Below are 14,562 nucleotides of genomic sequence, written 5' to 3'. Positions count from 1 at the left end.
TGCCCTCACCCCGGCCCTCTCCCACGGGGAGAGGGAGAAAACCATAAAAAAACCCGCCGAGGCGGGTTTTTTGTTTTTACATCAGCGGCATCGCTCGCTGCACGATATCAATCAGCGGCTGCGGATAGATACCGAAGATCAGCACCAGCAGTGCGGAGATAAGCACGACGATACCACCGGCGCTGTACTGCCAGTTGGTTGGGGCATCACGGTTGAGCTGCTGAGGCGCGCTCAGGTACAGGCTCACGGCCACGCGCAGGTAGTAGTAGAGACCAATCGCGGAGCCGATAACCACGCCCGCGGTCAGCCACCACAGGTGCGCCTGCACACCCACAGCCAGCACGTAGAACTTACCGATGAAGCCGAGCGTCATCGGGATACCTGCCAGAGAGAGCATCATCACGGTCATTACCGCGGACAGGATCGGACGGTGCCAGAACAGACCACGGTAGGAGAACAGTGAATCGGCATCCGGGCCACGGTACGGGCTGGACATCAGGCTCACTACGCCGAAGGCGCCGAGGCTGCTGAACAGGTAACCGGCCAGATACACGCCTACGGTTTCCATCGACATCTCGCCGCTCTGCAGCGCAATCAGCGCCACCATCAGGTAGCCCAGATGAGAGATAGACGAGTAGCCCAGCAGACGCTTAATGTTGGTCTGGCTCAGCGCCATCAGGTTACCGAAGATGATGGAGACGAACGCGATAATGCCCAGCACCACGCGAACCGCTTCGCTGTCACCCACAGGCGCGTACAGGAACAGACGCATGACCACACCGAAGATAGCGATCTTGCTCGCCGTCGCCAGGAAGGTCGACACCGGAGCCGGGGCGCCCTGGTATACGTCTGGCGTCCACAGGTGGAACGGCACCAGAGAGAGTTTGAAGCCAAGGCCAACAATCATCATGCCCAGACCTGCCAGCAGCAGCGGCTCATGCAGCATGCCGTCACCGAGGCTCTTGCCGAGCGCCATGAAAGAGAGGTTACCGGACTGTGCGTACAGCAGCGCAATACCAAACAGCAGGAACGAGGACGCAGCAGCAGACAGAATGGTGTACTTGATGCTTGCTTCCAGGGAGCGCTTCTGACGGAAGGCGTAACCAATCAGACCGAACAGCGGCAGAGAGATCAGCTCAATACCGAGGAACAGCGCGGCCAGGTGGTTCGCATTCGCCAGCAGAATGCCGCCCAGCGCGGCAATCAGAACCAGCAGGTAAAACTCTTCTTTATTGTCGTTGTAGCCTTCGAGCCACGGGTACGCAAAGGTACAGGTTGCCAGGCTCGCCAGCAGCACCAGACCGGTATACAGCATGGCGTAACCGTCAACGCGCATCAGCGGCGTGACGTCCATCGCCCCACCCTGGCCAACAAACCAGAGAGAGACTAACGCGGCGTTCAGGCCGATGACCGACAGCGTGGCATTCAGGAAGTGATTGCGTCGCCACGCAATGGAGAGCATCACAACCACCACCGTCAATCCGACGATCAGCAGCGGTAGCAGCGCGATCAGTTGTTGTGGAGTTATTGTCATGGCGAATTACGGCCTTGTAGTAGAAGCAGAATTAACAAACCACTGCTGGATGTTACCCATCGCGCTATGCGAGGTATCCAGAATCGGCTGCGGGAAGAAGCCCAGCAGCACCAGCAGTACGACCAGCAGCAGGATGATGAACAGCTCACGCAGCGACATCCCCGGCAGTTCTTGTGCAGCAATTTCGCTCTTCGCTTTACCGAAGTAGGCGCGGTGCAGCATCGCCAGCGAGTACACGGAAGCGAACACCAGACCAAAGGTGGAGATCACGGTAATCACCGGTACCACTTTGAAGCTGCCGAACAGAATCATAAATTCGCCGACGAAGTTACCGGTACCCGGCATCCCCAGGGTAGCCACCGCGAAGAACATGGACAGCGCTGGCAGCCATTTAATTTTGCTCCACAGGCCGCCCATCATACGCATGTCGCGGGTATGCAGACGTTCGTACAGCTGACCGCACAGGATGAAGAGGCCGGCTGCGGACAGACCGTGCGCAATCATCTGGATCACCGCGCCCTGGTACGCCAGCTGGCTGCCGGTGTAGATAGCAATCAGCACGAAGCCCATGTGGGAAACGGATGTGTAGGCAATCAGACGCTTAATGTCGTACTGCGTGAAGGCCATCCAGGCACCGTAGAAGATACCGATCACACCCAGCCACATGGCAATCGGTGCGAACTCAGCGGAGGCATTCGGGAACAGCGGCAGTGCGAAACGCAGCAGACCGTAGGCCGCCGTTTTCAGCAAGATGCCCGCCAGGTCAACGGAGCCCGCCGTTGGTGCCTGAGAGTGCGCGTCTGGCAGCCAGCCGTGCAGCGGAACGACCGGCATTTTCACCGCGAACGCGATGAAGAAGCCCAGCATCAGCAGGTATTCAACGCCGTGGGACATTGGCGTCTTCAGCAGATCTTCGTAGTTGAAGGTCCAGGTACCGGTCGCGTTGTGGTGAACAAACACCAGCGCCAGAATGGCAATCAACATCACCAGACCACTCGCCTGGGTATAGATGAAGAACTTGGTTGCCGCCGTGATACGCGTTTTACCGTCGGACGCCTTGTGGCCCCACAGCGCGATCAGGAAGTACATCGGCACCAGCATCATCTCCCAGAAGAAGAAGAACAGGAACATGTCGATGGCAAGGAACACGCCGATCACGCCGCCCAGGATCCACATCAGGTTCAGGTGGAAGAAGCCCTGGTATTTTTCGATTTCTCGCCAGGAGCAAAGTACCGCCAGAACGCCGAGCAGACCGGTCAGCACCACCATCAGCAGCGACAGACCGTCAATCGCCAGGTGGATCGTAATGCCGAAACGCGGGATCCACGGCAGAATGAACTCAGACTGCCACTGCGGAATGCCCGCAGACTGAGTCAGTGAGTAACCGCCCTGCAACCACAGTTGCAGGCCAAGCGCGAGCGTCAATCCCATGGTGATCAGCGCGATCCAGCGCGGCATCTTCACGCCAAAGCGTTCAGTCTGCCAGCACAGGAAGCCGCCGATGAAGGGAATTAATATTAGCCAGGGTAGTAACATGGCGATTTACATTCCTTTTTAAGGCCCCCAGCAGGGGCCTGATTTTCAACGAATTCGAATAAAATTCACTTAACGATCAACGCAACACCATCAGCAGCGCCAGCACGACAACCGCACCAATGCTCATGGACGCCACATACCAGCGCAGGTAACCGTTCTCGCTGTACAGCAGGCCTTTACCTGCAAAGCGGGAAAGGATCGCCGGGATATTCATCAGGCTGTTCAGCGGGTCGCGCTTCAGCAGCCACGCAATGCCCAGGAACGGCTTAACGAAGATCATGTCGTACAGCCAGTCGAAGCCCCACGCGTTGTACCACCAGGTGCCCAGCAGACGGCCCGGCGCGCTGTTGGCAACGGCAGTTACCAGCGTACGTTTGCCCAGCCACAGCCATGCAGCGATCAGGATGCCCGCGATAGCGACCACACCGGAGGTGATTTCAAGCGTCAGAACGCGACCGTGCTCAAGCTCGGTGGTGTCTGGCAGTACGCCCTGCAGCGGTGGCACAATCATCGCGCCAACGAAGGTGGACAGTACCAGCAGCACAATCAGCGGCAGGTGGTGGGTAATCCCCTTCCCTGCGTGAGCGTGAATTTGTTCTTTACCGTGGAATACGATGAAAATCATACGGAAGGTATACAGGGAGGTCATGAACGCACCGACCAGACCCGCAACCATCAGATTGATATGACCATTCGCCATGGCACCCGCAAGGATTTCGTCCTTACTGAAGAAGCCCGCGGTGATCAGCGGCAGTGCCGCCAGCGCCGCGCCGCCCACCAGGAAGCAGACATACACCAGCGGAATGGACTTACGCAGTCCGCCCATCTTGAAGATATTCTGCTCGTGATGGCAGGCCAGAATCACGGAACCGGATGAGAGGAACAGCAGCGCTTTAAAGAACGCGTGCGTCATCAGGTGGAAAATGGCTGCGTCCCACGCCTGAACGCCCAGCGCGAGGAACATGTAACCAATCTGGCTCATGGTGGAATACGCGAGAACGCGTTTGATGTCGGTCTGCACCAGCGCGGCAAAGCCTGCCAGCACCAGCGTGACCGCACCGACGATACCCACCAGATGCAGAATTTCCGGGGTCATCAGGAACAGGCCATGGGTACGCGCAATCAGGTAAACACCGGCGGTGACCATGGTCGCGGCGTGGATCAGCGCGGAGACAGGGGTTGGACCCGCCATCGCGTCTGCCAGCCAGGTCTGCAACGGCAGCTGCGCGGATTTACCCACGGCACCACCCAGCAGCATCAGCGTTGCCCACCACAGCATGTTGTTGCCTGCAGCGAAGTGCGCCGGCGCCAGTTCCACCATTTCGCGGAAGTTCAGCGTGCCCAGTTCGTTGTAAAGAATGAACAGCGCGAAAGCGAGGAAGACGTCACCCACGCGGGTCACGACGAACGCTTTCATGGCCGCTGCGCCATTCTTCGGATCGGTGTAGTAGAAACCGATCAGCAGGTAAGAACACAGACCTACGCCTTCCCAGCCCAGATACATCAGCAGCAGGTTATCGGCCAGCACCAGAACCACCATGCTGGCGATAAACAGGTTGGTGTAGGCGAAGAAGCGGGAGTAACCCTCTTCACCGCGCATATACCAGGAGGCGAACATGTGGATCAGGAAGCCAACGCCGGTGACCACGGAAAGCATGGTCAGCGAGAGGCCATCCAGCACCAGGTTGAAGCCGATGTTGAAATCACCGACCGACATCCAGGTCCACAGCGGCACGCTGAAAGGCTGACGCCCGTTGTTAAAGAAATCGATACCCGCATACGCCGTCACCAGCGCAGCCAGACCGATGGAGCCAATGCCCACGGTCGCAGACAGATTCTCAGACCAGCGGCCGCGAGAAAACGCCAGCAGCACGAAGCCAATCAGCGGAAAAATAATGGTTAAGGCAAGCATGTTCATCCACGCAACTCACTTACTGAATCGATGTTCAGGTTCTGGCGGCGACGATGGAGCTGCAGCAACAGCGCCAGGCCAATACTCGCTTCGGCAGCCGCAAGGCTGATGGCGAGAATGTACATCACCTGACCATCGGTCTGGCCCCAGTAGCTTCCGGCGACCACGAAGGCCAGCGCGGAGGCGTTAATCATGATTTCCAGACCGATCAGCATAAACAGCAGATTGCGGCGGATAACCAGACCGGTCAAACCCAGAACGAATAAAATCGCAGCGAGGATCAGTCCATGTGTTAAGGGGATCATGCGCGCTCCTCCGTTTTTCTTTTCGCGCGGTCGTCAGTGCGGTTGCTCAGCACCTCACCAGCACGCTCTTCGCGGCCAACGTGGAAAGCAACAACCAGACCTGCCAGCAGCAGCATTGAGGCCAGTTCAACCGCCAGAACGTATGGGCCAAAGAGCGTGATACCGACCTCTTTAGCGCCAATCGGCGTGCCGTCGATGCCCTGATCGTTGACGCCCAGAATGGCGTAAACAATCACCGCCAGCATGATGGCCGACAAAATTGCCGGACCAATCCACACCTGCGGTTTTAACCACTGACGTTCCTGCTCTATTTCAGAGCCGCCCAGGTTCAGCATCATCACCACGAACACGAACAGCACCATGATGGCCCCGGCGTAGACGATGATTTCCAGCGCACCGGCGAAGTGCGCGCCCAGTGCGAAGAACACCCCGGAAATGGCCAGCAGCGAGATGATTAAGTACAGCAGCGCATGCACCGGATTGGTGTGCGTAATCACTCGCAGCGTAGCCAGGATGGCGATAAGGCCACAGATATAAAAAGCGAATTCCATTGCCCTCTCCTTACGGTAACAGGCTCTTGACGTCGATAGGCTTAGCTTCGTTCTCTGCTTCGCCCTTATCTTTGCCGTCGATTGCCATACCCGCCATCCGGTAGAAGTTATATTCCGGGTATTTGCCCGGACCGGAAATCAGCAGATCCTCTTTCTCGTACACCAGGTCCTGACGCTTGTACTCACCCAGCTCGAAGTCTGGAGTCAGCTGAATCGCCGTGGTTGGGCACGCTTCTTCACACAGACCGCAGAAGATGCAGCGTGAGAAGTTAATGCGGAAGAACTCAGGGTACCAGCGGCCGTCTACCGTCTCTGCTTTCTGCAAAGAGATACAGCCTACCGGACACGCTACCGCACACAGGTTACAGGCAACGCAGCGCTCGGAACCGTCCGGGTCGCGCGTCAGCACGATACGGCCACGGTAGCGCGGCGGCAGATATACCGGCTCTTCCGGGTACATCCGGGTTTCGCGTTTGGCAAACGCGTGCAGGCCGATCATCCAGATACTGCGTACCTGGGTACCAAAGCCTACCAGTAATTCTTTTAAGGTCATGGTCTATAGCCCCTTATGGCTGCTGCCAGAGAATGACAGCCGCCGTTACCAACAAGTTGACGAGCGTCAGCGGCAGGCACACTTTCCAGCCGAAGGACATTACCTGGTCATAACGCGGACGCGGTAACGCTGCGCGAATCAAAATGAACATCATCATGAAGAACGCGGTTTTCAGCGCGAACCAGATGAACGGCGGTAAGAACGGGCCATGCCAGCCACCAAAGAACAGCGTTACCATCAACGCGGAAATGGTGACGATACCGATGTACTCGCCCACGAAGAACAGACCGAATTTCATACCGGAATATTCGATGTGGTAACCGTCGGCCAGTTCCTGTTCGGCTTCTGGCTGGTCAAACGGGTGACGGTGACACACCGCCACGCCCGCGATAGCAAAGGTAATAAACCCAAAGAACTGCGGGATAACGTTCCAGATGTCGGCCTGGTTATTGACGATGTCGGTCATGTTGAATGAACCGGCCTGCGCCACCACGCCCATCAGGGAAAGCCCCAGGAACACTTCGTAGCTCAGCGTCTGCGCGGAAGCACGCATCGCACCCAGCAGCGAGTATTTGTTGTTACTGGACCAGCCTGCGAACAGCACCGCGTAAACCGCGAGGCCTGCCATCATCAGGAAGAACAGAATGCCGATGTTCAGGTCAGCGACCACCCAGGTCGGGCTGACCGGAACGATAGCAAACGCCAGCAGCAGCGAGGTGAAGGCGATCATCGGTGCCAGAGTAAAGATCACGCGGTCAGAGAAGCGCGGGATCCAGTCCTCTTTAAAGAACATCTTGATCATGTCCGCGACCAGCTGGAGTGAACCACCCCAGCCCACGCGGTTCGGTCCGTAACGGTTCTGGAACAGACCGAGCAGACGACGTTCACCAAAGCTCATGAACGCGCCGCAGGTGACTACCACCAGCAGGATAACAATCGCTTTCAGAATGCTCAGCAGGATGTCGATAAGATCCGGCGTTAACCAACTCATGCTTTTGCCTCCTGCAGATTATCAAGACGCGCACCCGCCAGAACCGGCGCGATGCCAGGCATACCCATCGGCAGACCCACCTGCCCTGCTGTCAGACCTTCGGAGATAATCAGCGGCAGGCTGATTGTCTGGCCGTCATAGCTAAAGGCAATGTTTGCGCCCGCGTTAACGCCAAGCTTCGCGGCATCCGCCGGGTTGAGCTTGATGTACGGCTGCGGCATGCGGGTCTGGAAGACCGGTGAACGCTGGGACAGCTCGTCGCTACCGAACAGATGGTAGTACGGCGCGATACGCCAGCTGCCATCCTGCGCCTGGAAGCTCGCCGGTACGGTGGTGAAGAAGTCCAGACCGGTTTCAGAGGCTTCAATCAGACGCACGCCCGGATCGCCGTGGCGCAGGGAGCCACCCACTTCAGCCTGGAACTTGTTCCATGCCTGCGGGGAGTTCCAGCCCGGTGCCCATGCGAATGGGATTTGCGAACGCGGCGCAGACGGCTGGTTGTTCCCTTCCATGGAGAAGGCGAACATGGTGTCTTTATCCTGCGGCTGGCGCGGTTCGTGCACGCTGATGTTGGCGCGCATCGCGGTACGGCCGCTGTAGCGGTGCGGTTCACGCGCCAGTTTCTGGCCGCGAATGCGGAAGCTTGCTTCAGGTGCGGCATCTTTAATGCCTGCCAGCTGAGGCAGTTTTTCCACTACCGCGTCGATAACGTGATCGAGCTGCGTCCAGTCCACTTCACGGCTCTGCACGGTGCTGTGCAGGGAGTGCAGCCAGCGCCAGCTTTCCAGCATCACGGTGTTGCTGTCGTAGTACGCCGGGTCGTAAACCTGGAAGAAACGCTGTGCGCGACCTTCGTTGTTGATAACGGTACCGTCGCTTTCTGCGAAGCTTGCCGCAGAGAGCACCAGGTGCGCTTTGTCCATGATCGCGGTTCGCTGATGGTCAATGACCATCACCAGCGGCGCTTTGGAGAGCGCGGCGTCAACGCGAGCGGCAGAGGCGTGGCGATGCAGGTCGTTTTCGAGCACCACAACGGCGTCAGCGGCACCGGATTCCAGTTCGCTTAACGCTTCTTCCAGCGAGCCGCCGCCGATCATGCCCAGACCAATGCTGTTCACCGCACGGGCAATCATGGTCACACCGACGTCCGCACCGCGGCCTTTCAGGGCTTTGGCAACGTTGGCTGCCGCCTGAATGATCTCGGCGCTACCGGCGTTGGTACCGGAAATAATCAGCGGTTTTTTCGCACCCGCCAGGGCCTGAACAATCACGTCGACCTTGTTTTGCAGGTCGCGATCCAGCTCAACGGCCGGCGAGCTGCTGTCCAGCGCGTGGGCAATCGCAAAGCCAAGACGAGCCTGATCTTCAACCGGCGCGCAGTAGGTCCACGCCGCGATATCGTCCAGACGGGTGTTGTCGACGTTGGTCACAAACAGAGGATGCTTCGCGCGCTGGCCGATGTTCAGGATCGCCGCAATCTGCCAGTCAGCCACTTTCTGCGCCGCTGCCATTTCACGTGCTTTACCCTTCACCGCCTGACGAACCGCCAGAGCCGCGCGTGCGCCCGTCTGCGTCAGGTCTTCACCCAACACCAGGACCGCATCATAAGATTCGATTTCGCGCAGCGCAGGGGTATGAATACCACCTTCACGCAGCACTTTCAGTACCAGCTGCAGACGTTCCTGCTCGCCCTGGGCGATACCGGTATAGAAGTTTTCCGCTCCAACCAGCTCGCGCAGCGCGAAGTTGCTTTCGATGCTGGCGCGCGGGGAGCCGATACCGATCACTTTCTTCGACTGGCGCAGAATATCTGCCGCGCCCTGCATCGCCTGTTCAGCATTCAGGGTAATGAAGTCGTCGCCACGGCGCTGAACCGGCTGACGCGGACGGTCTTTCAGGTTCACATAGCCATAGCCGAAACGACCGCGGTCGCAGAGGAAGTAGTGGTTAACGGTACCGTTGTAACGGTTTTCGATACGACGCAGCTCGCCGTAACGCTCACCCGGGCTGGTGTTACAGCCGAGGGAACACTGCTGGCAGATGCTTGGCGCAAACTGCATGTCCCATTTACGGTTGTAACGCTCGGAGTGAGTTTTATCCGTGAATACGCCGGTCGGGCAGATTTCTACCAGGTTACCAGAGAATTCGCTTTCAAGCGTACCGTCTTCCGGACGACCGAAGTAGACGTTATCGTGCGCGCCATATACGCCCAGATCCTGACCGTCTGCGTAGTCTTTGTAGTAACGCACGCAGCGGTAGCAGGCGATGCAGCGGTTCATTTCGTGAGAGATGAACGGCCCCAGGTCCTGGTTACGGTGGGTACGCTTGGTAAAGCGATAGCGACGGAAGCTGTGGCCGGTCATCACGGTCATATCCTGAAGGTGGCAGTTACCGCCCTCTTCACAGACCGGACAGTCGTGCGGGTGGTTGGTCATCAACCATTCCACAACGCTTTCGCGGAACTGTTTGGCTTCTTCGTCATCAATCGAAATAAAAGTGCCTTCGGTGGCTGGCGTCATACAGGACATCACCAGGCGACCACGCGTGTCTTCCGCGTTTTGATATTGCTTCACCGCACACTGGCGGCAAGCACCGACGCTGCCCAGCGCCGGATGCCAGCAAAAGTACGGAATATCGAGGCCAAGAGACAGACAAGCTTCCAGCAGGTTGTCCGCCCCGTTGACTTCGTATTCTTTGCCGTCTACATGAATCGTAGCCATTAGCATGCTTCCAGTTGGCTCGGTCGAAACCGAGCGTTAATCAAAATTCTTGTCGTTACCAGCGCGCTTTAAGCAGGTTCGGCTGAATCCCATTAATCGCATGGGTATTACTGAACGGCTGCTTGATACCTGCTTCGAACTCGTCGCGGAAATATTTGATCGCGCTCTGCAGAGGTTCGACGGCACCCGGTGCGTGGGCACAGAAGGTTTTACCCGGGCCTAAGAATCGACACAGTTGCTCAAGCGTCTCGATATCCCCAGGCTGGCCTTCGCCACGTTCGATTGCACGCAGGATCTTCACGCTCCACGGCAGACCATCACGGCACGGTGTACACCAGCCGCAGGACTCGCGGGCGAAGAACTCTTCCAGGTTACGCACCAGCGAGACCATGCCGATCTCGTGGTCGACGGCCATCGCCAGCGCCGTACCCAGACGGCTGCCTGCTTTACCAATGCTTTCGAATTCCATTGGCAGATCAAGGTGGGCTTCGGTCAGGAAGTCTGTCCCTGCCCCACCCGGCTGCCAGGCTTTGAATTTCAGGCCATCGCGCATGCCGCCAGCGTAGTCCTCAAGAATTTCACGTGCGGTGGTACCGAACGGCAGTTCCCAGACGCCAGGATTTTTAACGCGACCAGAGAAGCCCATCAGCTTGGTACCAGCATCTTTGCTTGAGGAGATGCCCTGATACCACTCCACGCCGTTGGCGAGGATAGCCGGAACGTTACACAGGGTTTCAACGTTGTTTACGCAGGTCGGTTTACCCCATACGCCGGAGCTTGCCGGGAACGGTGGCTTGGAACGCGGGTTCGCGCGGCGGCCTTCCAGGGAGTTAATCAGCGCGGTTTCTTCACCGCAGATATAACGCCCTGCGCCTGTGTGCACGAACAGTTCAAAGTCAAAGCCGGTACCCAGAATGTTTTTACCCAGCAGGCCCGCTTCGGTGGCTTCGGCAATCGCGCGACGCAGGTTTTCCGCCGCTTCGATGTACTCACCGCGCAGGAAGATGTAGCCACGGTAGGCTTTCAGCGCAAACGCGGAGATCAGCATGCCTTCCACCAGCAGGTGCGGCAGCTGTTCCATCAGCAGGCGGTCTTTATAGGTGCCCGGCTCCATTTCATCGGCGTTACACAGCAGGTAACGGATGTTCATGGATTCGTCTTTCGGCATCAGGCTCCACTTCAGACCGGTGGAGAAGCCCGCACCGCCGCGCCCTTTCAGGCCGGAGTCTTTCACCGCATTAACGATGTCGTCCGGCGCCATGCCGCCAAGGGCTTTACGCGCGCCGGCATAGCCGTTTTTGCTCTGGTATTCATCGAGCCATACCGGCTGTTTGTCATCGCGCAGACGCCAGGTCAGCGGATGCGTCTCAGCAGTACGAATTACAGTTTTCATTTGTACTGCTCCAGCAGGTCAGGAATCGCTTCCGGCGTCAGATGGCTGTGAGTGTCCTCATCAATCATCATGGTCGGCCCCTTGTCGCAGTTACCCAGGCAGCAGGTTGGCAGCAGGGTAAAGCGTCCATCGAACGTGGTCTGGCCCGGCTTGATATTGAGCTTTTTCTCAATCGCAGCCTGAATGCCCTGATAACCGGTGATGTGGCAGACAACGCTGTCACAGTAGCGGATCACATGGCGGCCTACCGGCTGACGGAAGATCTGGCTGTAGAACGTGGCTACGCCCTCTACGTCACTTGCCGGAATACCCAGCACTTTCGCGATCTCATAGATCGCCCCATCCGGCACCCAACCACGCTGTTTCTGTACGATTTTCAGCGCTTCAATGGACGCCGCACGCGGGTCTTCGTAGTGGTGCATCTCGTGCTCAATGGCGGCACGTTCTGCTTCACTCAGCTCAAAAGCCTCGGTTTGTGGTTGTTGATTCTCGTGCATAATTAGCGGTCCACATCTGACATAACAAAATCGATACTACCCAGATACACAATCAGGTCGGAGACCAGACTGCCGCGGATGGCGGACGGGATCTGCTGCAGGTGCGCAAAGCTCGGCGTACGTACGCGGGTACGGTAGCTCATGGTGCTGCCGTCACTGGTCAGGTAGTAACTGTTAATACCCTTGGTCGCTTCAATCATCTGGAAGGATTCTTGCGCCGGCATGACCGGACCCCATGAAACCTGCAGGAAGTGGGTGATCAGGGTTTCGATATGTTGCAGCGTGCGCTCTTTCGGTGGCGGCGTCGTCAGCGGGTGATCCGCCTTGAACGGGCCTTCCGGCATGTTGTTGAGGCACTGCTCAAGGATGCGCAGACTCTGGCGCAGCTCTTCCACTTTCAGCATCACGCGGGTGTAGCAGTCGGAAACACCGCCGCCCACCGGGACTTCAAAGTCGAAGTTCTCGTAGCCAGAGTAAGGGCGCGCTTTACGCACGTCGAAATCAATACCGGTCGCACGCAGACCTGCACCTGTCGTACCCCACTCCAGCGCTTCTTTCGCGCCGTAGGCAGCAACGCCCTGGGAACGGCCTTTCAGGATGGTGTTACGCAGCGCGGCTTTCTCGTAAGAGGCCAGACGTTTTGGCATCCAGTCGAGGAACTCACGCAGCAGACGGTCCCAGCCGCGCGGCAGATCGTGTGCCACACCGCCGATACGGAACCAGGCCGGGTGCATACGGAAGCCGGTAATCGCTTCCACCAGATCGTAAATTTTCTGACGGTCGGTAAAGGCGAAGAAGACCGGGGTCATCGCGCCGACGTCCTGAATGAACGTGGAGATGTACAGCAGGTGGCTGTTGATACGGAACAGTTCTGACAGCATAACGCGAATCACGTTAACGCGATCCGGCGTAACGATACCCGCCAGTTTCTCAACGGCCAGCACGTATGGCATTTCGTTGACGCAGCCGCCGAGGTACTCGATACGGTCGGTATACGGAATGTAGCTGTGCCAGGACTGACGCTCGCCCATCTTCTCAGCACCACGGTGGTGGTAGCCGATGTCCGGAACGCAGTCGACAATCTCTTCGCCATCAAGCTGAAGAATAATACGGAATGCACCGTGCGCAGACGGGTGGTTTGGACCGAGGTTGAGGAACATGAAGTCCTCGTTGTCGGTACCGCGCTTCATGCCCCAGTCTTCCGGTTTGAAGGTCAGCGCTTCCATTTCCAGATCCTGTTTGGCTTTGGTCAGCTCAAACGGATCGAATTCGGTTGCACGTGCCGGGTAGTCTTTACGCAGCGGGTGGCCGGTCCAGGTCTGCGGCATCATGATGCGCGTCAGATGCGGGTGGCCGTCGAAGGTCATGCCAAACATTTCCCAGGTTTCACGCTCATACCAGTTCGCGTTCGGGAAAAGTTTGGTGATTGTCGGCAGATGCATGTCGTTTTCAGACAATGCCACCTTGAGCATGATATCCGTATTACGGTCTATTGAGATCAGGTGGTAGAAAACGGAAAAATCCGCAGCAGGGAGACCCTGGCGGTGGGTACGCAGACGTTCATCCATGCCGTGTAAGTCAAACAGCATGACGTACGGTTTTGGCAATTTCTTGAGGAAATCGACAACTTCCAGCAATTGCTCACGCTTCACCCAAACAACGGGTACCCCGGTGCGGGTAGCCTGAACAGTAAAGGCATCCGGCCCAAAACGGTTGCGCAGTTCGCCAATGACTGGGTCATCCAGATGATCCCGAGTCTGCCAGGCGGCTTCTTGCGCGGTTAAGTCGGTCATATTGTTCACCATTGCAAATGGTCCGTGGTGACTGTTGAGCCTGGCTTCGCGCTATTTGAGTAGTGATATGCGAAGGTGTTCTCCAGGCCTACAGGCGCAAATTAAATTTCGTCAGGCGTACGCAGGTTGGTGACGGCAATACGTTCACCACGTTTACGCTCGCGCTCAGACTGCATGTTCGCGCGATACACACCCTGATCGCCAACAACCCACGACAGTGGGCGACGTTCTTTACCGATAGATTCCTGCAGCAGCATCAGCGCCTGCATGTAGGCTTCCGGACGTGGCGGACAACCCGGGATGTACACATCCACTGGGATAAATTTATCTACGCCCTGCACGACGGAATAAATGTCGTACATACCGCCAGAGTTTGCACATGCGCCCATGGAGATAACCCATTTTGGCTCCAGCATCTGGTCATAAAGACGCTGAATAACAGGTGCCATCTTGGTAAAGCACGTACCGGCTACCACCATCAGGTCAGCCTGACGCGGGGAAGCACGGAGTACCTCGGCCCCAAAACGCGCAACGTCATGCACCGCAGTGAATGACGTCACCATTTCAACGTAGCAGCAAGAAAGGCCAAAGTTGTAAGGCCAGATGGAGTTCTTACGACCCCAGTTGACCATATCGTGCATGGCATGTTCGAGCTTGCCCATGTACACGCTTTTATTGACTTCTTGCTCCAGGGGGTCGGTTACGATCTCCTGTTTTTGCAGGGGGTAACGGTCATTCTCACCGTTAGGATCTATGCGGGTGAGCGTATAATCCATC

The 14,562-nt window shown here is 57.4% G+C and carries 12 protein-coding genes; all 12 read right to left on the bottom strand.

Annotated features, from left to right (window positions below):
• Nucleotides 1-76: 76 nt before the first annotated feature.
• The 12 genes from nuoN to nuoB all read right to left on the bottom strand — a co-directional run bounded on the left by nuoN (nucleotide 77) and on the right by nuoB (nucleotide 14,561).
• The gene (gene nuoN, locus DEO48_RS19840) at nucleotides 77-1,534 is read right to left on the bottom strand and encodes an NADH-quinone oxidoreductase subunit NuoN (protein ID WP_023312531.1); all 1,458 of its coding nucleotides are present in this window, start codon (nucleotides 1,532-1,534) and stop codon (nucleotides 77-79) included.
• Nucleotides 1,535-1,540: 6 nt separating this feature from the next.
• A complete protein-coding gene (nuoM, locus tag DEO48_RS19835) occupies nucleotides 1,541-3,070 on the bottom strand; it encodes an NADH-quinone oxidoreductase subunit M (protein WP_023312532.1) in 1,530 nt (509 codons plus the stop codon).
• A 76-nt stretch (nucleotides 3,071-3,146) separates the two neighbouring features.
• Nucleotides 3,147-4,988, bottom strand: a complete 1,842-nt coding sequence (gene nuoL / locus DEO48_RS19830) for an NADH-quinone oxidoreductase subunit L (RefSeq protein WP_014884634.1) — start codon at nucleotides 4,986-4,988, stop codon at nucleotides 3,147-3,149.
• Nucleotides 4,985-5,287: an NADH-quinone oxidoreductase subunit NuoK gene (gene nuoK / locus DEO48_RS19825; protein WP_003861496.1), complete on the bottom strand. Its 303-nt coding sequence runs from the start codon at nucleotides 5,285-5,287 to the stop codon at nucleotides 4,985-4,987. The genes nuoL and nuoK overlap by 4 nt, the downstream gene beginning before the upstream one ends.
• Nucleotides 5,284-5,838 (bottom strand): NADH-quinone oxidoreductase subunit J, encoded by a 555-nt coding sequence (nuoJ, locus tag DEO48_RS19820; RefSeq protein ID WP_023312534.1) that lies wholly within the window; start codon nucleotides 5,836-5,838, stop codon nucleotides 5,284-5,286. The genes nuoK and nuoJ overlap by 4 nt, the downstream gene beginning before the upstream one ends.
• Before the next feature lie 10 nt (nucleotides 5,839-5,848).
• Entirely contained in the window at nucleotides 5,849-6,391 is a 543-nt protein-coding gene (nuoI, locus tag DEO48_RS19815; protein WP_003861491.1) for an NADH-quinone oxidoreductase subunit NuoI, read from the bottom strand.
• A 13-nt stretch (nucleotides 6,392-6,404) separates the two neighbouring features.
• Nucleotides 6,405-7,382: an NADH-quinone oxidoreductase subunit NuoH gene (gene nuoH, locus DEO48_RS19810; protein WP_008500211.1), complete on the bottom strand. Its 978-nt coding sequence runs from the start codon at nucleotides 7,380-7,382 to the stop codon at nucleotides 6,405-6,407.
• The gene (nuoG, locus tag DEO48_RS19805; RefSeq protein WP_023312535.1) at nucleotides 7,379-10,102 is read right to left on the bottom strand and encodes an NADH-quinone oxidoreductase subunit NuoG; all 2,724 of its coding nucleotides are present in this window, start codon (nucleotides 10,100-10,102) and stop codon (nucleotides 7,379-7,381) included. Before nuoG ends, nuoH begins: the two co-directional genes overlap by 4 nt.
• 55 nt (nucleotides 10,103-10,157) lie before the next feature.
• The gene (nuoF, locus tag DEO48_RS19800; protein ID WP_023312536.1) at nucleotides 10,158-11,495 is read right to left on the bottom strand and encodes an NADH-quinone oxidoreductase subunit NuoF; all 1,338 of its coding nucleotides are present in this window, start codon (nucleotides 11,493-11,495) and stop codon (nucleotides 10,158-10,160) included.
• Nucleotides 11,492-11,992: an NADH-quinone oxidoreductase subunit NuoE gene (nuoE, locus tag DEO48_RS19795; protein WP_006176513.1), complete on the bottom strand. Its 501-nt coding sequence runs from the start codon at nucleotides 11,990-11,992 to the stop codon at nucleotides 11,492-11,494. The genes nuoF and nuoE overlap by 4 nt, the downstream gene beginning before the upstream one ends.
• Nucleotides 11,993-11,994: 2 nt before the next feature.
• Entirely contained in the window at nucleotides 11,995-13,797 is a 1,803-nt protein-coding gene (nuoC, locus tag DEO48_RS19790; RefSeq protein WP_023312537.1) for an NADH-quinone oxidoreductase subunit C/D, read from the bottom strand.
• 89 nt (nucleotides 13,798-13,886) lie between these two features.
• The gene (gene nuoB / locus DEO48_RS19785) at nucleotides 13,887-14,561 is read right to left on the bottom strand and encodes an NADH-quinone oxidoreductase subunit NuoB (protein WP_003861482.1); all 675 of its coding nucleotides are present in this window, start codon (nucleotides 14,559-14,561) and stop codon (nucleotides 13,887-13,889) included.
• Between the last annotated feature and the right edge of the window lies 1 nt (nucleotide 14,562).

Origin of the sequence: Enterobacter sp. CGMCC 5087 (genome assembly GCF_003144775.1) — a bacterium.
Classification (GTDB): domain Bacteria; phylum Pseudomonadota; class Gammaproteobacteria; order Enterobacterales; family Enterobacteriaceae; genus Enterobacter; species Enterobacter cloacae_M.
Note: the sequence above shows the minus strand (reverse complement) of the source record. Positions and strands in the feature narration are given on the sequence as shown.

What these genes read in the sequence shown, in the direction of transcription:
- nuoN (WP_023312531.1), bottom strand. Translation starts at nt 1,534, where the DNA reads ATGACAATAACTCCACAACAACTGATCGCGCTGCTACCGCTGCTGATC.
- nuoM (WP_023312532.1), bottom strand. Translation starts at nt 3,070, where the DNA reads ATGTTACTACCCTGGCTAATATTAATTCCCTTCATCGGCGGCTTCCTG.
- nuoL (WP_014884634.1), bottom strand. Translation starts at nt 4,988, where the DNA reads ATGAACATGCTTGCCTTAACCATTATTTTTCCGCTGATTGGCTTCGTG.
- nuoK (WP_003861496.1), bottom strand. Translation starts at nt 5,287, where the DNA reads ATGATCCCCTTAACACATGGACTGATCCTCGCTGCGATTTTATTCGTT.
- nuoJ (WP_023312534.1), bottom strand. Translation starts at nt 5,838, where the DNA reads ATGGAATTCGCTTTTTATATCTGTGGCCTTATCGCCATCCTGGCTACG.
- nuoI (WP_003861491.1), bottom strand. Translation starts at nt 6,391, where the DNA reads ATGACCTTAAAAGAATTACTGGTAGGCTTTGGTACCCAGGTACGCAGT.
- nuoH (WP_008500211.1), bottom strand. Translation starts at nt 7,382, where the DNA reads ATGAGTTGGTTAACGCCGGATCTTATCGACATCCTGCTGAGCATTCTG.
- nuoG (WP_023312535.1), bottom strand. Translation starts at nt 10,102, where the DNA reads ATGGCTACGATTCATGTAGACGGCAAAGAATACGAAGTCAACGGGGCG.
- nuoF (WP_023312536.1), bottom strand. Translation starts at nt 11,495, where the DNA reads ATGAAAACTGTAATTCGTACTGCTGAGACGCATCCGCTGACCTGGCGT.
- nuoE (WP_006176513.1), bottom strand. Translation starts at nt 11,992, where the DNA reads ATGCACGAGAATCAACAACCACAAACCGAGGCTTTTGAGCTGAGTGAA.
- nuoC (WP_023312537.1), bottom strand. Translation starts at nt 13,797, where the DNA reads ATGGTGAACAATATGACCGACTTAACCGCGCAAGAAGCCGCCTGGCAG.
- nuoB (WP_003861482.1), bottom strand. Translation starts at nt 14,561, where the DNA reads ATGGATTATACGCTCACCCGCATAGATCCTAACGGTGAGAATGACCGT.